The sequence below is a fragment of the Cardiobacteriaceae bacterium TAE3-ERU3 genome, from assembly GCA_019218315.1.
In the GTDB taxonomy this organism is placed as follows: domain Bacteria; phylum Pseudomonadota; class Gammaproteobacteria; order Cardiobacteriales; family Cardiobacteriaceae; genus JAHUUI01.
The window spans coordinates 337,793-358,861 of sequence record JAHUUI010000002.1; the positions used below are offsets into that span (position 1 = coordinate 337,793).

Consider the following 21,069-nt stretch of genomic DNA (forward strand, 5'->3'; position numbering starts at 1 on the left):
CGTAAACTATGCAACTTCTCAAACGCAGCTAGTCAGGCTCATAGCCATTTTTAGCATTTTTCATCCACAGCTGTGCACTAAATTGCATACACAGCCGGGTATTTTGAACAACAAAGGAGGTCACCATGCAGTGGAAAGGTGGCAGAAGAAGTAACCGCGTATCCGATCGACGCGGTCGTGGCGTCAAAGCTGGTGGTATTGGCTTTGTCGGTATTTTAATCATTTTGGCTGGCTGGTATTTCGGTATTGATCCACGCACCATGATGGCTGTCGTCGATGGTGGTAGCAGCATCATCAGCAGCGGTTCAACAAGCGGCACACAGCCAGACAAAAACGACGAAACTGCTCAATTCATGAGCGTAATCTTCGCCTCAAATCAGGATGTATGGCAACGTCGTTTCGAACAGTCTGGGCAACGCTATCAACCCGCATCATTGGTCATTTTTGATGGTAACGTACAATCAGCCTGTGGCGTCACCAGTGAAGCAACCGGGCCATTTTACTGTCCGGGCGATCACAACGTCTATGTGCCGCCCAGTTTTATCAACGAATTAAAGCGCCTTGGTGGCTCTGGTGACTTTGCCTTTGCCTATGTGATCGCCCATGAAGTTGGTCATCACGTACAAAACCTGCTTGGCACTCTACCAAAGGCACATGAGGCGATGCGCGGCCGCGACAAAGCTGCAGCGAATCAGATCTCCGTCGCCATTGAGCTGCAAGCAGATTGCTACGCAGGCATTTGGGCGCATGACCTCGAGCAAGTCAGCAACATCCGCCTTGAAGCAGGTGACCTTAATGAAGGACTTGAAGCGGCCTCCGCCGTCGGTGACGACCATATTCTTGCCGATGCTGGTCGCCATGTTCATCCAGAGCAATTCACCCATGGCAGTGCCGCTCAACGCCGAAAATGGCTCACGCGTGGCATTGAGCGCGGCAGTGTTGATGCCTGCAATACATTCAATTAATTCAGCTGATATGCGCAAAGACGAGAAAAGGGGCAAAATGCCCCTTTTCTGCTAACTACACCCTAGATTATAACGGTACCGGAACAGCATCGAGTACGCCGTCAATCATCCTTGCATGTGCTATATCATCTTGCGCGGTGGTTTTCAGGCGGTGCCAAGCCACCGGTGCAAAAACAGCCTGAATATGCTTCGGCAATACTGCACTACTGCCACTAAGCAATGCGTAAGCTTGCCCACAACGGATCAGTGCCAACCCCGCACGGGTTGAGAGGCCTTGGCGAAAGCCATCATGATCACGAGTATGAGCGAGCAGTTTTTGCACGTACTGCGCCAATGCCTCAGAAACGATCACCTGCCCTGCAGCTTTTTGTAATGTGAGTAAATCCTGCTCAGAAAGCAGCGGCGACAATTCTGAGATCATGTCGTTTCGCGCCCGACCACGCAAAATCGCCACTTCCTGCTTTGCTTCAGGATAGCCGAGGCTCAAGCGCATCAGAAAGCGGTCGAGCTGAGCTTCCGGCAATGCATACGTGCCGGCGTGCTCACGTGGATTTTGCGTCGCAATAACGAAAAATGGCACCGGCAATTTGTGCGTCTCATGCTCAAGCGTCACCTGTCGCTCTTCCATCGCTTCGAGCAGTGCCGACTGGCTTTTTGGCGATGCACGATTGATTTCATCAGCAAGCAATAACTGCGTAAACACTGGTCCGGGATGAAAGCGCAACTCATGCGTCTGCGGATGCAATGCTGAAAAGCCAACCACATCGGCCGGCAATAAATCAGCTGTAAATTGGATGCGACGATAGTCCAGCCCCAGCGTCGCGGCAAAAGCTTTAGCCAACGTGGTTTTGCCTGAGCCGGGCAAATCTTCAATCAGCAAATGACCACGTGCCAACAAGCAAGTCAAGCTCATACGGATTGCTTCTTTTTTACCAACCACCACGCTGCTCAGCTGCACAAATGCCTGCTGCAAGCGCTGAATCAATGCCTTATCAAGCAAATTCGTTTCATTCATACCTACGCCTTGGCCAAGTGTGCACAGTCACTGGCGATCATATCCACGCCCCAACCGGCCAATTCACGCATTCGCGCCGGGTCATTGACCGTCCAGCAGCCAAGTAACAGCCCGGCCTCGTGAACCCGTTCAACATACGCCGCATCAATCACCGCCTGATGCACATCAATGCCCGTAAACCCGGCCTCCAGCGCGCGCTCACACAATGCCTTTACGTCGCGTGCATCGTCTTCATCGACAATCCACAATGTCGGCAAATTCGGTAGCCCGGCATGCAATTTACTGAGCTGCTCAGGGTCAAAGCTCATCACGTAGATTTTCGCGTCCTGTCGCGCTTCGCGCAGTACTGCAATCACTTCATCGACGCGCGTTACTTCCGGCTTAACCTCGACCTGAATCAGCTTATCCGCTGGCATCGCAGTCAATACTTCATCGAGTAATGACATACGTTGATCGGCAAATTTCGTATCAAAATGGCTGCCGATGTCGTGCTCACGCAATGCGGCGTACTCTTCATCAGCAATAGCGCACTCAAGCTTGGCAGTACGCTTTAAATCTGCATCGTGATGCACGACTACTTGTCCATCGCGAGTGACCTGAACATCGAGCTCGATCCCATCGCAATCATGTGCCCACGCCAAATCAAACGCGGCTGCAGTATTTTCCGGCGCCAATGCCGACAACCCTCGGTGCGCAATAAATAAACTCATGACATCTCCTTATGACCGTCAAAATGTTCTACCAGCGCCGCCACCGAAGCCAGCAAAGCTTGTGGTAACTCAAGCTGATAATCCAAAACCAAAATTCTTTCGCGTAACGCTGCCGGCCACGCCGCCGTTTTCACCGCATCCTTGCCCGTCATCAACAGCCAACCATCTTGCGTAAACGCAGTCGCAGCGCTAACCGCCTCATCATCCAGCGCTGCATGGTCGGCAAAAAAGCACGTATCGGCAATGGTCATTCCATTTGCTTGTAACATATCCACTACCCGCTGTGGGCGCGCAATTGCCGTCAACAAGAAAAGCGGCTGCTTATCTACCAACGCTTTCCACGACAGCCTTTCACCATCATGTAATCTACGCACACCAGAGCTGCGAGAAATCGCAATATACGTCTTGCCATCCAGCGCCTCAAATGCTGCTGCATCACGCCCCGTGATAACCACTGCATCAACACTGCTTAAGCGCGATTTTGGTTCACGCAACGGACCTGCGGGCAACAGCCAGCCATTTCCAATTCCAAGATCAGCCGCCAGCACTGCGATCTCCATATCACGCTGCAATGCGTAATGCTGCATACCATCATCACACAAAACCAGCTGCGTTTGCGGGTACGCCGCCAAAACTGCTTTAACTGCATCAGCACGCTTCGGCGCAACGAATACCGGTACAGCGGCACTGTGGCGAATCAATAGAGGCTCATCACCGACTACCGCCGCATCGCTCTCCGGCAAGACTTCTGTCGCCGTCCGTGCCGCACCACCGTAGCCCCGGCTAACCACCGCACATGTCACACCTTGCTCGCGTAAATACTGCGCTAAAGCAATCACCAATGGCGTTTTACCACTGCCACCAACCGTGATATTACCAATCACAACTACCGGCACTGGCGCACGATAGCTAGCCAACCAGCCACGTCGATAAAGCCCACGGCGCAATCCCGCAACCGCGCGAAACAGCTGCGACAGCGGCCACAGCAAGCACGCTAAAGCGCCGCGTCGTCGCCAAAAATCAGGCTGGTCTGCCATCAGTCCTTACGCTTGAACGCCGATTCTTCACCGCTACGCAGGCGCATAATATTGTTGCGGTGGCGATAAATCAGCAGCGCAACCATCGCCAGCACCATAATCGGCATCCGCTTGTCAGGAATAATCACAAACGCAATCCACGGCGCACAAAATGCTGCAATCAAAGCTGACAGCGAAGAAACGCGCGTCCACAGGAAAATGCCCAGCCAAATCGCAATGCAACACAAAGCCAATAACCAGTTCCACGCCAGCAGCACACCAATCGCCGTCGCCACGCCCTTGCCGCCTTTAAAGCCAAAGAACACCGGCCACAGATGGCCGATAAATGCCGCAAGACCTGCGAGCAACCACAGCATAATATCCTCTGGCCAAATCAAGCGCAGAATCAGCACCGGCAGCAAGCCTTTGAGCAAATCGCCTACCAGCGTCAAAATTGCCGCCTTCTTGCCACCAACGCGCATCACATTGGTCGCACCCGGATTCCCCGAACCCTGCGTACGCGGATCAGGCAAACCAAACGCACGACACACCAGCACCGCAGAGGATACCGAGCCACACAAATATCCAAACACCACCGCAGCCAATCCGGCAAGAAAACCCATATACCCGCTCCATATGTTTATTATTCAAACAATGAATTATATAGGAAACAAAACCCTTTGCAGCCAGATCATCCATAATCCGCTTATCATTCAGAGAAAATAGCACCAATGGCTATCTACTCAGCCTATAACACCAGTTTATGAAACTCTATCGTCGTGCTAATCTGCGCGCTGACTTTCCAATAGACAAAAACAACCATGCAAGACACCATTTTCATCAATGACCTCGCTGTGACCACGCTGATCGGCATTCTGCCGCACGAGCGGGTGCAAAAGCAGAAGCTGATTCTCGATGTTTCACTCACTACCGACTTCGCAACTGCCGCTGAAAGCGACGACATGCGCGACGGCATCAGCTACGCAGAAATTGCCGACACCATCGTCGAATTTGCCACAGAAGCGGAATACGGCTTACTTGAGCGCTTTGGGCAAGAGTTGATTAACCGCTTGTTCAGCGATTTTCCGGCCAAAAGCATTGAATTAAAAATCACCAAGCCTGGCGCAGTCGCGCACACGCGCAACATCGGCATCCACATGCAACGCCAGCGTCCAGCCACAACAGATTAACCCAGCCAATCAACGCATTGGTCTTGCGCCGCCACTGTTATATAATGTGCGATTTTACCCGAAATGATGTTACGCGGATTATGGCTGGTGTTGGCTGTCGTGCTTGGCGCGTGGATTGGCGGCAAAATCGGTACAGCAATGAGCTACTGGTTTGCCCCCGAAATCATGCGCATGTACCTCGGCTGGGCTGAATACCTCACCCGCCTGCCGGAGCAGCTGCACCCGCAAGACCCGGTCGGCCTCTTCCGCGTAGTCGTAACCAGCCATCTGGTCGGCACCCTCAGCGGTGCGCTACTGGGGCTATACGTCTATCGTCGAATCAAACCAAGGAAATAACCATGTACAGAACGCATTACTGCGCAGAAGTCACTGAAAAACTCGACGGCGAAACCGTCCGCATCGCTGGCTGGGTACACCGTCGCCGCGACCACGGTGGCGTCATCTTTATCGACCTGCGCGACCGCAGCGGCCTGGTTCAGGTCGTCATCGATCCGGACACCAAAGAAGCCTTCGCCCTTGCCGAGCAAGTGCGCAACGAATACTGCCTGCAAATTGAAGGCCGCGTACGCCCTCGCCCTGAAGGTACGGAAAATACTGAAATCAGCAGCGGCAAAATCGAAATCCTCGGTAAAGAGCTGACCATCCTTTCTAAATCCGAAGCGCTGCCGTTCCAGCTTGATGAGGACAACGTATCCGAAGAAGTGCGCCTCAAGCACCGCACCATCGATCTGCGCCGCGAGCAGATGCAGAAAAACCTGATTCTGCGCAGCAAAGTCGTCTCAAGCATGCGCCGCTATCTCGACGAGCACGGCTTCCTCGACATTGAAACCCCAATGCTGACCAAAGCAACGCCAGAAGGCGCACGTGACTACCTCGTGCCTTCGCGCACCCACGCAGGCAAATTCTTTGCTCTGCCGCAGTCACCACAGCTGTTCAAGCAAATGCTGATGATGAGCGGCTTTGATCGCTATTATCAAGTCGTGCGTTGCTTCCGCGATGAAGATTTACGTGCTGACCGCCAGCCAGAATTTACCCAGCTCGATATCGAGACTTCATTCCTCGCTGAAGAAGACCTCATGCAGCTGATGGAAACGATGATCCGCAATCTGTTCAAAGAGCACATGGACGTTGAGTTCGATACCCTGCCACGCATGACTTACGCCGACGCCATGCGCCGCTTCGCATCGGACAAGCCTGACCTGCGTATCCCGCTCGAACTGCAAGACGTCGATGATCTAGTCAAAGACTGCGACTTCAAGGTATTTGCCGGCCCTGCCAAGCAAGCCGACGGTCGCGTGGTTGCGCTCAATATCCCGGAAGGCAGCAAGCTCACGCGTAAAGAAATCGACGAATACACCAAGTTTGTCGGTCGCTACGGTGCGAAAGGCCTTGCCTATATCAAGGTCAATGAAATCAGCAAAGGTGAAGAAGGTCTGCAATCACCGATCGTTAAATTCCTTGGCGCTGACGTTGCCCTGAAAATCGTCGAGCGCGTTGGCGCGAAAGACGGCGACCTGATTTTCTTCGGTGCAGACAAAGCCAGCATCGTCAACGATGCCATCGGTGCACTGCGCGTTAAAATCGGCCACGATCTCAACATGCTCACTTGCGAATGGGCGCCGCTGTGGGTCGTCGACTTCCCAATGTTCGAATATGACGACAAAACCCAGCGCTGGTACTCAATGCACCATCCGTTCACTGCGCCAAACACCGACAACCTCGACGACCTCGACACCAAGCCGGGTGAAGTTCTGTCACGCGCTTACGACATGGTACTCAACGGTACGGAAGTTGGCGGCGGTTCGATCCGTATCCACGATCAGGACGTACAGCAGCGCGTATTCAAGAGCCTCGGCATCGGTGCAGAAGAAGCACAAGAGAAATTTGGCTTCCTGCTTAACGCACTCAAGTACGGCTGCCCGCCACACGGTGGTATGGCCTTTGGCCTTGACCGCCTGATCATGCTCATGGCCGGTGCGAAGTCCATTCGCGACGTCATGGCGTTTCCGAAAACACAAACCGCATACTGCCTGCTCACCGACGCTCCGGCCGAAGTCAGCGAAGCACAGCTGCGCGAACTGCATATCCGCCGCCGACAGGTTGCCCAACCCGACAGCGAATAAGCACGCTCAAGGCCGCCATTTGGCGGCCTTTTTTGACACAAGCACCAAGCATATGGAGCTTTAAATGCGACAAATAATCTTCGATACCGAAACAACCGGCATGAATAAAGGTGCGTCGTACGACGGCGAAACAACCGTTGCCAGCGGTCACCGCATTATTGAAATTGGCTGTGTCGAGCTGATTAACCGTAAGCCGACCGGTAACCACTTCCACTGCTATTTACAGCCTGACCGTGAAGTTGACCCCGAAGCCATCAGCGTTCACGGCCTTGATGATGAATTCCTGATGGATAAACCCCGCTTTGCTGACATTGCTGGCGAGCTGTGGGCATACCTTGATGGTGCTGATGAGCTGATCGCGCACAACATGCGCTTTGACCAAACCTTCTTTGATGAAGAGCTGCGCCTGCTTGGCGAAAGCAACACCCTAGCTGACCGATATACCCTGGTCGATTCACTGGCAATTGCCAAGAAAGAGCACCCGGGGCAACGCAACAATCTCGACGCATTGTGTAAGCGCTACAACGTAGACAACACCAACCGCGATCTGCATGGCGCTTTGCTCGATGCCGAGCTGCTTGCAGAAGTCTATCTGCGCATGACTGGTGGCCAATCAGCACTAATGCTCGATATGGAAGAAGCGCCAAATACCATCTCTAGGCGCCAGCAAGCAACCAATCAAATCAGCAACAATACTGCTGAGCAGGCATGGTTATCGGTACGAGTCAGTGCCGCCGAACAAGCAGAAAACCAGCGTATTATTGACAGCATCAAACCGAAAGCATGATCACCTTTTACCATGCAACAGTACGGTAAAAAATCTTTGCTAGAATGCTTTTTTTATTCAATGCAGAAAGGCCATCATGAGTAATGACACATCGCCAGTGACAGGCAACACTTCCGCACCGGCAAAAATCGACGTCGATGCAGCCAACCCAAGAGATATTTTCCTCAATCGTGAACTGACGTGGATCGCCTTTAACGAGCGCGTTCTCTACGAATCCACACGCAAAGAAAACCCTCTGCTTGAGCGGCTCAAATTTATCGCTATTGCCAGCGGCAACCTCGATGAATTTTTCATGAAGCGGATTGGCGGGTTGAAGCAGCAAGTTGGTGCAAGAATGGATGAGCTCAGCCCCGATGGCCGCAGTGCACAAGAACAAATCGACGAATGCTATAGCGCGATTCATGCCTTGAATGAAAAGATGGATAAAAGCTGGCGTCAATTGCAAACCGAGCTGCGCAAAGAAGGCATCGAAATTATCAAATACCATCAGCTATCCAAGGCCAAGCAAGCGCAGCTACGAGAATACTTCATTGCAAACGTCTATCCGCTGATTACACCGCAGGCAATGGACCCGGCGCACCCCTTCCCATTTGTATCCAACCTGTCGCTCAATATCCTGATCAAGATGCACTACCCACAAACCCAGCGCAGTGCAATGGCGCGAGTCAAAGTACCGGTCGGGCAAGGTAGTAAGCGCTTTATCAACATTAAGGATCCGAATGGTGAAAAATTCATCACTCTTGAAGACTTAATCATTAATAACCTCGATATCGTCTTCCCCGGTATGACCGTTGAAAGCACTGATGTATTCCGCGTCACACGTAACGCCGTCACCGAAAAAGACGAAGAAAAAGCCGACGATCTGCTCGAATTGATTGAAGACGAACTGCGCGAGCGCCGCCTTGCCCCCATCGTACGCATGCAATATGAGCACGGCATCAGCGCACTGCACAAAGGCATGCTTTCAGCAGAGCTTCATCTCGAAGAAGACAAAGACACATTTGCAATTGATGGCCTGCTCGCCATGCGCGATCTGATGGAGCTGATGAGTATTGACCGTAGCGACCTCAAAGACCCTTCCTATCATCCTGTCGATCACGAGCGTATCCACGGTGAAGACAACATCTTCCACGCTATCCGCAACAACGGGCCATTTTTAATTCAACTACCCTACGAGTCATTTAACTCATCTGTTGAACGCTTCGTACGCGATGCCAGCCGCGACCCGAAAGTGCTTGGCATCAAAATGACCATTTACCGCACTTCATCAGACTCAAAAATTATCGGCTACCTGATTGACGCATCACGCAACGGCAAGCAAGTCACCGTCGTGGTTGAAGTCAAAGCGCGCTTTGATGAATCCGCCAACATCCGCTGGGCAAACCAGCTTGAAGAAGCGGGCATTCACGTTACCTACGGCATTGTTGGGTTGAAAACCCATGCTAAGCTGATCTACGTCATCCGCCAAGACTACGATGGGCTGCGCCGCTACGCACATATCGGCACCGGTAACTATCACAGCGGTACCGCGCGCCTTTACAGCGACCTAGGTCTGCTCACATCTGATCCGGAAATTGGTGCGGACCTGACCGAGCTGTTTAACTATCTCACCACTGGCTACTCACCAAACCGTGAGTACAATAAAATTCTCCCCGCACCAAAACACATGAAGCCCGGCTTACTTGCGTTTATTGAACGCGAAGCTGAGCACGCCAAAGCAGGCAAGAAAGCCTGGATAAGGCTAAAAACCAATGCACTTGAGGATATTGATATCGCCAGAGCGCTGTATAAAGCCTCTCAAGCCGGGGTTAAAATTGAGCTATTGGTTCGCGATACATGCCGCGTGATTGCCGGTGTCCCCGGCTTATCGGAAAACATCACCGTCACCAGCATCGTTGGGCGCTTTTTGGAGCATGCGCGTATCTACTACTTCTACAACAATGGCGAAGAAGCGTACTACATCGGCTCTGCCGACCTCATGCACCGCAATCTCGAAAGCCGCGTTGAAGTCATCACCCCAGTCGAAGCCGAGCATATCCGTGAGAAACTCGACTACTTCCTCACCACCCAGCTCAACGACCTCGATAACGCCTGGACCATGCAACCTGACGGCAGCTATCGCCGCCGTAACAACCCGAAAAACAAACCCGGCGCTCAGCAGCAATTCATGGAGCAAGCCATCGCTCGCTACAAAGAAGCCAGCCGCCTGCGCCACCGCAAAACAAAATCACTGCTTTAACAGTGACCATAAAAAAGCCGCCAGTTGCACTGGCGGCTTTTTTGTCTCTGGCTTCAGCGATCAAATGAATTGATAGCCGATATAGAACACCAACGCAGCCATCAATGCTGCAGCTGGCACGGTAACCACCCAAGCGGTTGCAATCGGCTTCATCAAGCGCCAGTTGGCATTGGCATTGGCAAGCCCGATACCAAGTACAGCGCCAACGAGAATATGCGTACTCGATACTGGCAGGCCAAGACTTGAGGCGAGCATGACCACGATCGCCGCTGACAATTCAGCGGTAAAGCCCGAGGCGGGGTTCATTTCTGCAAGATGCGTACCAACAGTCGCGATAACGCTTTTGCCGATGAACCACAATCCGGCAACCATAGCGATACCGAAGGCAATCAATGCCATACTCGGTACCGGTGCAGACTGCGATACTGCATCGTGCTTAAGCGTATCGAGGATCGCGATAAATGGACCAATTGCATTAGCGATGTCATTCGAGCCATGGCTAAAAGCGAATGCCGATGCGGTAAACACCTGCATCCAGCTGAACAATACATACACTTGGCGACGCAATTTTTTACGCTTCATACGCTTGATGAAGACGTAAATCAGCATCCAAATACCGGCACCAAACATCACAATCAGCATGGCTTTTTGCAGGTTATCAAGCCCCAAGTTCAAATGCTTCATGCCTTTGAACAACAGCATGGAAACAATCATCATGCCGCCAAATGATGCCAAAATCGGCACCCACAGCTGCATTGCGGCAAAAGCCGCTTCGTTTTGCTTTTTGTCTTTTTGAAAATCGCGCTCTTCCGGGCGTACGCTGAGCATCTTTTTCAGTACCACGATTTGCTGGCTCATGTTCTGATGGAAGTTCGGGCGTATGTTTTTGACTCGCCGCGCATAATCATCGTGGTCGTGCTTGCCCGGCTTGTAAATCAGAATGTAGCGACGAATGAGACGGAAAATCAAAAATGACATCGTGCCACCAAGTACCGGCGACAGTACCCATGAGATGGCAATTTGCCCAATTTTATCCCACTGCACCAACGACAAAGCATCAACTCCCGGCAACATGGTTGCCAGCGCAATCGAAGCACCGACGATTCCGCCGATAATCGAGTGCGTGGTCGAAACCGGCCAACCTTTGCGCGTTGCGAATAACAGCCATAGCGCTGCGGAAACCAGCGCCGCCATCATGATCAATACGAATGCCAATGGATCAAGCGTGATACCGGATAAGTCAACAATGCCCTTGCGAATTGTCGTGGTCACCTGACCGCCTGCAAGTACCGCACCACTGACTTCAAATATCGCTGCTACGGCCAGTGCTTGAGGGATCGTCAGCGTACCAGCACCAACTGAAGTGCCAAAAGAGTTGGCAACGTCATTGCCGCCAATATTGAAAGCCATAAACAAACCAAAAATTGCTGCCAATACGAACAGCAGTACATGGTTCATTTCAGTGTAGTGCATGCCCCAGTACAGGAAGTAACCCGTTGTTGCCATCAATAGCAACGCCAGCCCGGCATTTAATGTCTTCTCGTTCATGGAGACCATGCCAGCTTGTCTAATTGGATGTTTGATCATAAAAAATTTTGTCAGTAAAAATGGATAGCAAATTATTGGCCGAGCTGCTTCAGCAACGGCTGCAAATCGGACTCTCGACGCTGACGCTCCAAGCGAGCACTCAGTAATAAGCAACGCAGCTCATTCGCTGCACGCTCAAAATCATCATTGACGATAATGTAGTCAAAGCTGGAAAAATGGCTGATTTGCGATTCAGCTTCAGCCATGCGCTTTTCGACGACGTCAGCATTGTCCTGTCCGCGTTTGGTCAGGCGTTCGCGCAGCGCTTCGAGCGAAGGAGGCAACAAGAAAACACTTTTGGTATCCGGGCGCTTTTTAATCACTTGTTCCGCGCCTTGCCAATCAATACTCAGAATGACGTCTTTACCCGCATCGAGCAGGCTATCGACCTGCGCACCTGAGGTCGCATAGGCGTAATGAAATACTTGCGCATATTCGAGAAAATCGCCAGCAGCAGCCAGCGCATCAAACTGTTCCTGATCGATGAAGTGATAATGTACGCCGTCCTCTTCACCCGGGCGACATGCCCTTGTCGTATGCGATACGGATTCAACAACGTCATCCACACTGCGAATCATCTCGGCGATCAAAGAGGTTTTCCCGCCGCCAGAGGGGGCCGCAACAATCCAAAGTTGGCCTTTCATGCCTGCTTCCTAAAGAAAAACTTGCCGTATTCTAACCCGAAATCCACGCCCATACGACCTCAGATCATGCCGCAGTATGAAAGACGCTCAACAGACACTTGAATAACTTTGATTTTCTACTACACAAATACCATAAAAAATGTTAGCTTTTTTCCGTATCAACAATATATTGGTAAACCAGCTTCTTTTTTGCACCAGTGTATTTCGCCACCAATGCCGCACAATCTTTGCTAGACACGCCGGCATGTACCAAATCAATCGCCATCTGCTGCCACTGCGCTTCATCGCTGACCGCTGCTGATTGCCCTTCCAGTAACAGCACAAACTCTCCGCGCGAACGATTGCTGTCAGCAGCCAGCCAATCAGCCGCTTCAGCAAGCGGCATCCTTGCGATCTGCTCAAATTGTTTGGTCAATTCACGCGCAAACACAATCATACGGCTGCCATCGAGTTGCTCAGCCAACGCCGCAATGCTTGCCGCAATACGGTGCGGTGTTTCGAAAAACACCGTCGTCATTGGGTGCTTGCCGTGGGTTTCAATAAAGCGCGTGCGCTCACCCGCTTTTGAAGGAATGAAACCGGCAAAAACAAACTGATCCGCCGGTAATCCACTGACGGATAGTGCAGTCATAACGCTGCTCACGCCGGGGATCGGCACCACCGGCACTTCCTGCTCTAATGCCACGCGGGTCAGCCACTGCCCCGGATCGCTGATCAGCGGCGTACCCGCATCGCTAACCAAAGCGATATTCTCACCCGCGCGCAGCCTGCCAAGCAGCATTTCGCTGGCACTGTGCTCATTGTGCTGATGTAGCGCAATCAACGGCTTATCAATGCCGTAAGCATCAAGTAAGCGACGGCTATGGCGCGTATCTTCACAAGCAATCGCGTCAACTTGCGCTAAAATGGCCTGCCCACGCGCAGTAATGTCCTGCAAATTACCAATTGGCGTCGCAACAATATATAACACTCCGGACACAGACCACCTCTCATGTTTCACAAACTCGCCGCCCATCTAAGGCGCGGACAATACGGCGAACAACTCGCCACCCGCCACCTCAAGCAGCAAGGGCTGCAAATCATAGCAAACAACGTACACACGCGATACGGCGAAATCGATATCATTGCTCAAGATGGTGATGTAGTCGTGTTCATCGAAGTGCGTACGCGCAAGGAGCACGCCAAAGTCAGCGCAGCCGAATCCATCAACCACAGCAAACAACAAAAATGGCAGCGCAGCGCCCTAGCCTATCTCCAGCAACATTATCCACAGCCACCCTCATGCCGCTTTGACGCCGTCTGCATCACTATCCCCACACGAGGCAAACCTAATATCAAATGGCTTCAAAACGTAATTAGCTGAGAAATAGCCTAAACTTGTAGATATCTGACGTTATATGAAATTCAAAATCACTTGGCTATCATTTAACGTAAGATTAAATACCAATACGGCATTCAAGCCAATTCTCCCGAGGCGTCTATGAATTTCATCAGCGAACACCTGTTTATCTTACTGGTTTTTATCTTCGCCGCACTGTTGCACGGTATCAGTGGTATTGGCTTTCCCTTGGTGACGACCACCGCTGTCGCCAGTAGCCATACCCTCTCTTATGCCATTATTTTGGTGCTATTTCCAGCGCTGGTGATGAACCTGATGTCTTGGCTTGTCGGTGGAGGACGAACGGTGTGGCAAAATTTACGCGATTATGGGCGGAAGTATTGGCTGCTGGCGCTGATGAGTTTGATTGGTAGTCTGTTCGGTGCAAAATTGCTGCTGTGGATTAATTCCGCTTATTTGCTATTGCTTCTCGCACTCGCGATTACTTTTTATGTCATCACCAGCATGCTCGGCAAAGTCATTTATTTACCCGATACAAAGCCGATTTTGATTACTGTAGGGCTGCTTGCTGGCATCATCGGCGGCGCAACCAATGCCATGTCACCCATTCTGCTGATGTACTTGCTCTCAGCCAGCAACGACAAGCACACCATTACCAAAGTAGGCAATATGTGCTATTTCATTGGCAAGCTAGCTCAGATTATCGTACTACGTGAACCGATCATGGCACTGTCGAGTAACGACTGGGGTTTGATTGCTCTACTGACGTTGCTTTCGATTGGCGGATTGATCGTCGGCATACGCCTACGCCATTATCTGCCACAAGCCCGCTTCCGCCAGTTGATTTTACTCATTCTCGCCTTACTCGGACTCAAGGTTGGCTGGCAAGGTATAACGGCTATAGCTGTATGAAGTTGACAGAGGTCACGCTTATTCCTAATCAAATACAGTGATTAGAAAACCTCTAAATATCACTATAGTTAGAACAACAATATACTGTATTTATTAAATAATAACTCAAGTTCTATTAGAAAGCTGTGTTTCTTAGTATTTCAAGTTCAATCATCAAAATAAATGCCGTGACCAATTTACGCCCAATATGTGACGGGACTTCATTCGGCACTAAATGCAGTGACCTCTGTACTTAATTTTATTTAGTTATGAATCTTGGTAGCATCTACTAAAAGTTTTAACGAGATATCTAAGTATTGTAGCATTGACATTAAAATGGAAAATAAGTGAAAGAATCTAACAATCTAGACATCAGATCATTCATATACATCACTCCCACCTTAATAAAATTTCTCTATATATCATAATTATCCATTTTCAATGGAATAACGTAAGCATATACGAGCACTTTCACTACTAATGACTCGAGCAAATTCTACAGGTAAAGCATTGCCTATCATTTGGCAGACCGCATCTATAAAATTACTGTCAAACTTATAATTATCAGGAAATGTTTGTAACCTTGCAGCTTCTCTCACAGAAATTGTTCTATTTTCAGTTGGGTGTCCAAACCGTCCTTTGCTCAGTACTGTACACCCACCTGTAATCGTAGGAGAAGGTTGCACCCAGTCCATACGACCATAGACATTACCAAATCCCCTGTTATTACCCTTGTGACAAGGTGGTCTTAATTCATCTGGTATATAGTAGCGATCTCCACCTTCAGGTATATACTTGAGTCTATCAATATTTATTTGTTCAATGTCTCTAGTCACATTCCAGTTGTATTTTTGCACACCACCATTATTTTGAGCATAAGACAAAGAAATGGGAGCATCAAGCCCACGAAATGCATGGGAAACTGTACGCCATTTTTGCTTTTCTTTCCCTTCTCTACTATGTGTAGATTCTGGAATAGATATTTCTCCTATTCTCGACGCCAATAACACGAAACGTTTTCGGCTTTGCGGTACACCATAATCAGCAACTTGCAGGATTCTATAAGAGTACTGATAGCCAAGCCTATCGAGATTGCGCAGAAAGCTATCAAGAAAAAGTTTCCCCCTACTTTTCATACCTGGGACATTTTCTATCATAATAGTTTTTGGTAATAACTCTTCTACCAGTCTAGCTACTTCATTTATCAGAGAGTTCCTAGCATCACCGTCATTATATTTTTTAGTCAAAGAAGAAAACCCTTGACAAGGTGGACATCCCGAGAGCAAATCAAGCTCTCCTCTCTCTAATTGACATTTTTTTAAGATATTATCGCCAGATATTTCTCTAATATCGGAGTCAAATAAATAGGTAGCTGGATGATTTAGACGATATGTACTCATAACCTTAGGATCATTCTCGACTGCTCCTATTACCTGAAATCCTGCTTGTTTAAGTCCCTCTGAAAGACCTCCACAGCCTGAAAATAAATCTACAGCTTTCAAGGCCACTGTCTACTTCCCTTTCTTGGTTGCTTTTGCAGCTATTTCTCTATCAACTCGTGTCATAAAATCATTAAAATCTTGATTGGAACTCGATACTCTGTGCAGCAATTCTTTTGCTTCATCTCCAGCAAGATCAAATAAGTTATATATCCTTTGAGGATTTGCTATATCTTTTGCCCCCTCAATCATTGCAGCCAAATGTTCTAGATATGTACGACGACTGTGGAGACAGAGCTCTGTCCAATCCATAACTGCTATTGCAGTATCAGTATTTTCAAGATTCTTACTACCTACTCCAATCAAATACCCTCTGACCTTGGCAGTCGGAAACTTCCCTTTTAACCAAGCAATATAAGACTGTAGCTGAAGTAAGTTAGTAGAATTAAGCTGTATTTGAGGGTTTTTTAGCTCAACTACCAGAAACTCTTTTTGATCTTGCGTATTAAAAAAGCAAAAATCAGGTCTCGTTTTCGTTGACCCTTTCCACTCTGCTAAAGTTTCTTTAGTTTCCCCATAGGCAGGGATATAATCAAGATCTATAGCCTCCATAGCTAAAGTTTTCAGACTTTTATTTGCTACCAATTTGTCATACTCAAAATTGATAATCCATGGGAAATACTCCAAGAGAACTTGCAGTTGTTCCTCAATCCCCGACAAACTTAGTTGGTGTAACTTAGATAGCGCATATATTTTCTGTGCCATTATGGAAGAGGCTGATAATGCTTCCGGTATAAGATATTCGTAGATATTTTCTATTACCTTTAGAAACTGTATGCTATTTTCGTCGTTCTCTTTTAATTGATTCCAAAGATTTTGAATCATCTGTTTTGCGGGTTCATGTAACCATGCTGAAGCCAGCTTGGCAATTACCTCATCTTGTAACGGACCATCATGGTTCACTTTATCTCCCATACTGCTAACAATTGACTTTATATGTTCTTTTTCTGAAGACGTTATTGGAGGTAATGCATGATTATTTAACTTTTCACCGATTACAGATTCTTGTTTTGCTTTCTTCTTTTCTCTGTAGCTCTTAACCCAAGTACGTACCTGTTTTTGCCCCCACTCATGAAAATTCTGAGTTGCACCATCTTCCCAATTTATACTAGTCCTATCCGTAGAGATAAGCTCATTTGGTAACTCATCCACCCAGTCAGCCTCAATAACGGCATACATATAACGGGTAAAAATTTCAAGCCCCTTGATACCAAAGGTAAAAGGACGGTCTTGAGCAATTTTACCATGTGCATAAATACCAACACCACTCTGGTCTTGTGGCCAATCTGCTTTTTTAACAAATCCACACCAAAATCTGACTTCTTTTTCTTCACCATTAACTTTTATAGTTGCTTGATCAAATCCATCTTCTGGAAATTTATATTCAAATTGCGGTAATGCAACTTCTTCTGAAACAATTTCACCGTTTACATAAACATTAAAGTCAGGCTCTAAGAGGGTAACTGTGAATCTACGCCCCATGGACTCTTTCAATCTTTCAGCATTTATTTTCTGCTTGAGTGTTAACTCTCTCAAAATAATCATAGTTCCAGAAACAGGAGCATTATTCTGAAATATTTCCCAAAAATTCATCTCTTCTTTATTTACAAGTGTCTTATGGACGGTATCTATGTCCTCATTATTTATAATTACTTTTGGTTTATATTTTTCAATATTTACTTCACTACTATCTTCTGGAGACAAAATTTCCTTCAGGTCAATACTGAACCAATTCACTTTCCCTTCATTTTTGCTCTTTGTAATTACCGTAATATGATTCGCTACTCCAAACGGTGCTAGTTTACCTATCCCCTTTCGACCCATATACTTCCTACCACCAGGGCTTTTTTGATTTAATTCTTTCTGGAGTCGCTTACGTTTGCCTATCACCAAATACTTATTGCTGAGCTCTTCTAATGTCATACCTAAGCCATCATCAGTAATAATAATTTTCTCATTCGTAAGTTCGATATTCACATTTTTTGCATCTGCATCATATGAATTGGAGACTAGTTCAGCTATAACATTAGTTGGTTTATTTTGATAAAGACTAAGACCTAAATGCTCTATGATGTTATGGCTATACTTCATCGTAAGCGTATTTTTTACCGACTCCACTTCCATTGTCATATTTACTCTCCTTTAGATACTCTATAAACTACTTTTCCAACTAAGGCACACTACCCTATTCTAATTTTTTTATATTGTATATTTTTACTAGCTATGATTTGCGACAAGTATTATTTTTCAAATATTATCAAATACTTGCTATATTACTTTATTGGCAATAGTAATGTCAGTGGATTAATCGGAGATTCTTCAAATCCATACTGTAGATAGAACTTCTTGGCATCATCATTGATTGCATGTACTAGCAGTGCGCATATGGCTATTGATTCCGACGCTTGTAGTGTCCGCAGGTAAGCATCTTGTAGTAAGCCACGCCCAAGCTGACGACCTTGTGCCTCGTTATTTACAGCCAACCTACCCAGCACAACGACAGGGATTGGGTTTGGTGCGTTACGGCGCAATTTTTTTGGAATATCTGCATGGCGTATTTCACCAGCAGCAAGAGCATAATAGCCTTGCACAATATTGTCTTCATCAACACTGACAAATACCCTACTGAATCCTCGTTTATGGTTATTTAGTGCTCGATGTTGCAGCCACGCATTAAGGCTGTCATAGCCACAGTCGAAGTTGTCAGTAATATGATCAGCTGAGATCGTTTGTGGCTTACTGAGTATCATGAAGATGCCCAAGGTAAGCCATTAGCATCCAACAACCTACTAAGCTTAGTCTGATCTGGCTCTTGCTCAACAAGTTGCATCACCTGCTCATAATCAACACTACTAAGTTCAAATTTTGTTTGATCCAAATCTGGCAGCATGGCTTCAGCTTTTTCTAAAGCGAGCTCAATCATAAATGCCGAGCGGCTTTTACCACTCATTCTTGCAGCTTGGTCTATACGGTTTAATACATGCGGTTCGATACGCATGGTAATTGGTGAAGTAGCCATTACTTAGTCCTCCTATGCATCCTTTTTATTGTATTACATTGTATATACACAGAGCAATATCATGGCTATGACATTGGAGCTAAAAATTATTCCAACATGCCTCTTTATACACTTTTGCCTTTAATTTACATTGCACATGGATTTTTACCGTAATTAGCTAAAAAATTCCTATTTTTCCGGGATCTTTTTAGCTCAAATTATGTACATTAAGGTCATTTAAAGCCGACCTCTGTATGAAGTTGACAGAGGTCAGGCTCCTTCCCTAATTAATATAGTTATCAAAAAGCCGCAAAATATGGCTGCAGCCCAAATACTAATATACTGTATTTATTACACAATTAACAAGTTCTATTAGGACATATGACTGCTTAGTTTCTCAATCCCCTTCACATAAATATATGCCGTGACCAATTTGTGCCCAATATGTGACGGGACTTCATTCGGCACTAAATGCAGTGACCTCTGTACTATTTTTGATTGGTCTTGTCATCCATGCAAATGATGGCTGTGTTCAATAGTTGTGCGCATGAATTCGCTGTGTTCAATAGTTGTATGCATGGATTATACGATAATCAAACCAAGGGCTCTCCGTAGGTTTGCCTGTCTGTAGTTTTACCCTCCATAAGATTCAAATTCTTTGCTGAACCAGTTGCGGTGATAATGACTTTATTCACCGCATAATTTGCAGTGAATAATGCTACAATCTCTGCAAACCTCAGAGGTGTTCATGAAGTACATAACCTATATTCACGAAAGAGATGACTGGACACAGTGGCATTGGTCTGATGAAAAACTATTGCCACTGGTTAGCCGTGTGCGACTTTTGCAAGGCAAGCTTCTAGGGAAACTATCTACACTGGGATTTGATCTAAATGTTGAAGCACAGCTGGATGCGGTCACACTTGAAGTGGTCAAAACTTCCGAGATTGAAGGTGAGCAATTAAATTCGGAACAAGTACGTTCTTCTGTCGCACGCCACTTGGGTATTGATACACCAACAATGGCTACTTCTACTCGTGAAGTTGATGCAGTAGTCGAGATGATGCTGAATGCAACTTATCGCTACCAAGAGCCTCTAACTTTGGATCAGCTGTTTACCTGGCATCATGCTTTGTTTACTGATGGAAAAAGTGAACTATATACCATTAGAGTTGGCGCACTTCGTGATGACAGTAAAGGTCCAATGCAAGTTGTATCCGGCCGCTATGGTCGCGAGAAAATTCATTTCGTTGCACCAGATGCTAAACGACTACCTGCTGAAATCGATCTGTTCTTAGATTGGCTGAATACACCAGCCGCACAACAAAACAATCTGGATTTGGTGCTCAAAGCAGGTATCGCTCACTTGTGGTTTGTAACCTTGCATCCATTCGATGATGGAAATGGCAGACTTACCCGCGCTATTACCGAAAGAGTATTGGCACAAAGTGATGGAAGCAGCCAACGATTCTATAGCCTATCTGCGCAAATACTCAAACAACGCAATGACTACTACCGAATACTGGAGCAGACGCAAAAAGGTAACGCAGATATTACAGAATGGCTTATCTGGTTTTTAGAGACCTTGGAACAAGCGTTAATTGAAGCACAGCAGACTACAGATAAAATCATGGGCAAAGCACTTTTTTGGCAGAGACACCGTCATCAACCACTCAACGAACGCCAAACCAGGATGCTCAATAAGCTGCTCACTGATTTCCATGGCAAGCTCACAACCAAGAAATGGTCAGCTATGATGAAATGCTCTCCTGATACAGCGCTAAGAGATATTAATGACTTGGTAGATAAAGGACTGCTAAAAAAATCTGATGCATCAGGAAGAAGTACCAGCTACGAGATTATTTGGGCCTGAGGCTCTCAGGATAGAATCTAATAGTTTGAGCCTTTGATTTACTAAGCCCTTAATAGACTCAGGCGGCCAATTATTCACGCTAATCTCTTTGCCTAACTGGTAATGATATCAGTAGATTAATTAAAGGCACTTCAAAAACAGAGAAAAATCCCATTTTTATTATCAAGTTATGATATTTTCGAATATCTGGCAT

The 21,069-nt window shown here is 47.5% G+C and carries 20 protein-coding genes; 9 read left to right on the forward strand and 11 right to left on the reverse strand.

Annotated elements, in window-relative coordinates:
• The first annotated feature begins 125 nt into the window (after positions 1-125).
• On the forward strand, positions 126-965 hold the full coding sequence (locus KRX19_04970) for a neutral zinc metallopeptidase (protein MBV7434375.1): 840 nt from the start codon (positions 126-128) through the stop codon (positions 963-965).
• Positions 966-1,032: 67 nt separating this feature from the next.
• Here the strand turns inward: KRX19_04970 and KRX19_04975 are convergent, their stop codons facing one another.
• Genes KRX19_04975 through plsY form a run of 4 tightly spaced genes read right to left on the reverse strand, consistent with a single transcriptional unit; the run spans position 1,033 to position 4,329 of the window.
• Positions 1,033-1,980 (reverse strand): MoxR family ATPase, encoded by a 948-nt coding sequence (locus KRX19_04975; GenBank protein MBV7434376.1) that lies wholly within the window; start codon positions 1,978-1,980, stop codon positions 1,033-1,035.
• A gap of 2 nt (positions 1,981-1,982) precedes the next feature.
• Positions 1,983-2,690 (reverse strand): hypothetical protein, encoded by a 708-nt coding sequence (locus KRX19_04980; protein ID MBV7434377.1) that lies wholly within the window; start codon positions 2,688-2,690, stop codon positions 1,983-1,985.
• On the reverse strand, positions 2,687-3,727 hold the full coding sequence (gene lpxK, locus KRX19_04985) for a tetraacyldisaccharide 4'-kinase (protein ID MBV7434378.1): 1,041 nt from the start codon (positions 3,725-3,727) through the stop codon (positions 2,687-2,689). Before lpxK ends, KRX19_04980 begins: the two co-directional genes overlap by 4 nt.
• Entirely contained in the window at positions 3,727-4,329 is a 603-nt protein-coding gene (plsY, locus tag KRX19_04990) for a glycerol-3-phosphate 1-O-acyltransferase PlsY (GenBank protein MBV7434379.1), read from the reverse strand. The genes lpxK and plsY overlap by 1 nt, the downstream gene beginning before the upstream one ends.
• A gap of 198 nt (positions 4,330-4,527) precedes the next feature.
• On the opposite strand from plsY, the gene folB reads away from it, so the two are divergent.
• The 5 genes from folB (at position 4,528) to ppk1 (ending at position 10,045) form a co-directional block, all read left to right on the forward strand.
• Positions 4,528-4,896: a dihydroneopterin aldolase gene (folB, locus tag KRX19_04995; GenBank protein MBV7434380.1), complete on the forward strand. Its 369-nt coding sequence runs from the start codon at positions 4,528-4,530 to the stop codon at positions 4,894-4,896.
• Between the two features lie 63 nt (positions 4,897-4,959).
• Complete coding sequence (locus KRX19_05000; GenBank protein MBV7434381.1) at positions 4,960-5,232, forward strand: hypothetical protein; 273 nt, start codon at positions 4,960-4,962, stop codon at positions 5,230-5,232.
• A gap of 2 nt (positions 5,233-5,234) precedes the next feature.
• The gene (aspS, locus tag KRX19_05005) at positions 5,235-7,019 is read left to right on the forward strand and encodes an aspartate--tRNA ligase (protein ID MBV7434382.1); all 1,785 of its coding nucleotides are present in this window, start codon (positions 5,235-5,237) and stop codon (positions 7,017-7,019) included.
• Between the two features lie 64 nt (positions 7,020-7,083).
• Entirely contained in the window at positions 7,084-7,806 is a 723-nt protein-coding gene (gene dnaQ / locus KRX19_05010) for a DNA polymerase III subunit epsilon (protein ID MBV7434383.1), read from the forward strand.
• A gap of 76 nt (positions 7,807-7,882) precedes the next feature.
• Positions 7,883-10,045 (forward strand): polyphosphate kinase 1, encoded by a 2,163-nt coding sequence (gene ppk1 / locus KRX19_05015; protein MBV7434384.1) that lies wholly within the window; start codon positions 7,883-7,885, stop codon positions 10,043-10,045.
• A 60-nt stretch (positions 10,046-10,105) separates the two neighbouring features.
• Here ppk1 and KRX19_05020 read toward each other — a convergent pair whose 3' ends face one another.
• The 3 genes from KRX19_05020 to rsmI form a co-directional block, all read right to left on the reverse strand.
• Positions 10,106-11,593, reverse strand: coding sequence for an inorganic phosphate transporter (locus tag KRX19_05020; protein ID MBV7434385.1), 1,488 nt, complete (start codon positions 11,591-11,593; stop codon positions 10,106-10,108).
• A gap of 71 nt (positions 11,594-11,664) precedes the next feature.
• Positions 11,665-12,276 (reverse strand): guanylate kinase, encoded by a 612-nt coding sequence (gene gmk / locus KRX19_05025; GenBank protein MBV7434386.1) that lies wholly within the window; start codon positions 12,274-12,276, stop codon positions 11,665-11,667.
• A gap of 142 nt (positions 12,277-12,418) precedes the next feature.
• Positions 12,419-13,291 carry a 16S rRNA (cytidine(1402)-2'-O)-methyltransferase gene (gene rsmI / locus KRX19_05030; GenBank protein ID MBV7434387.1) on the reverse strand — a complete coding sequence of 291 codons (873 nt, stop codon included), beginning with the start codon at positions 13,289-13,291 and terminating at the stop codon, positions 12,419-12,421.
• Here rsmI and KRX19_05035 point away from each other — a divergent pair.
• Together KRX19_05035 and KRX19_05040 are read left to right on the forward strand one after the other, a co-directional pair.
• On the forward strand, positions 13,268-13,639 hold the full coding sequence (locus tag KRX19_05035; GenBank protein MBV7434388.1) for a YraN family protein: 372 nt from the start codon (positions 13,268-13,270) through the stop codon (positions 13,637-13,639). The two genes, rsmI and KRX19_05035, sit on opposite strands and share 24 nt — an antisense overlap.
• Before the next feature lie 117 nt (positions 13,640-13,756).
• Positions 13,757-14,527 (forward strand): sulfite exporter TauE/SafE family protein, encoded by a 771-nt coding sequence (locus KRX19_05040; protein ID MBV7434389.1) that lies wholly within the window; start codon positions 13,757-13,759, stop codon positions 14,525-14,527.
• Between the two features lie 407 nt (positions 14,528-14,934).
• Here the strand turns inward: KRX19_05040 and KRX19_05045 are convergent, their stop codons facing one another.
• The 4 genes from KRX19_05045 to KRX19_05060 form a co-directional block, all read right to left on the reverse strand.
• Positions 14,935-16,014 carry a DNA cytosine methyltransferase gene (locus tag KRX19_05045; GenBank protein MBV7434390.1) on the reverse strand — a complete coding sequence of 360 codons (1,080 nt, stop codon included), beginning with the start codon at positions 16,012-16,014 and terminating at the stop codon, positions 14,935-14,937.
• Positions 16,015-16,017: 3 nt separating this feature from the next.
• Complete coding sequence (locus tag KRX19_05050; GenBank protein MBV7434391.1) at positions 16,018-18,135, reverse strand: ATP-binding protein; 2,118 nt, start codon at positions 18,133-18,135, stop codon at positions 16,018-16,020.
• Positions 18,136-18,278: 143 nt separating this feature from the next.
• Positions 18,279-18,755: a GNAT family N-acetyltransferase gene (locus KRX19_05055; protein MBV7434392.1), complete on the reverse strand. Its 477-nt coding sequence runs from the start codon at positions 18,753-18,755 to the stop codon at positions 18,279-18,281.
• Positions 18,752-19,024: a DUF1778 domain-containing protein gene (locus KRX19_05060; GenBank protein ID MBV7434393.1), complete on the reverse strand. Its 273-nt coding sequence runs from the start codon at positions 19,022-19,024 to the stop codon at positions 18,752-18,754. Before KRX19_05060 ends, KRX19_05055 begins: the two co-directional genes overlap by 4 nt.
• A 727-nt stretch (positions 19,025-19,751) precedes the next feature.
• On the opposite strand from KRX19_05060, the gene KRX19_05065 reads away from it, so the two are divergent.
• Complete coding sequence (locus KRX19_05065; GenBank protein ID MBV7434394.1) at positions 19,752-20,876, forward strand: Fic family protein; 1,125 nt, start codon at positions 19,752-19,754, stop codon at positions 20,874-20,876.
• The last annotated feature ends 193 nt before the right edge of the window (positions 20,877-21,069 follow it).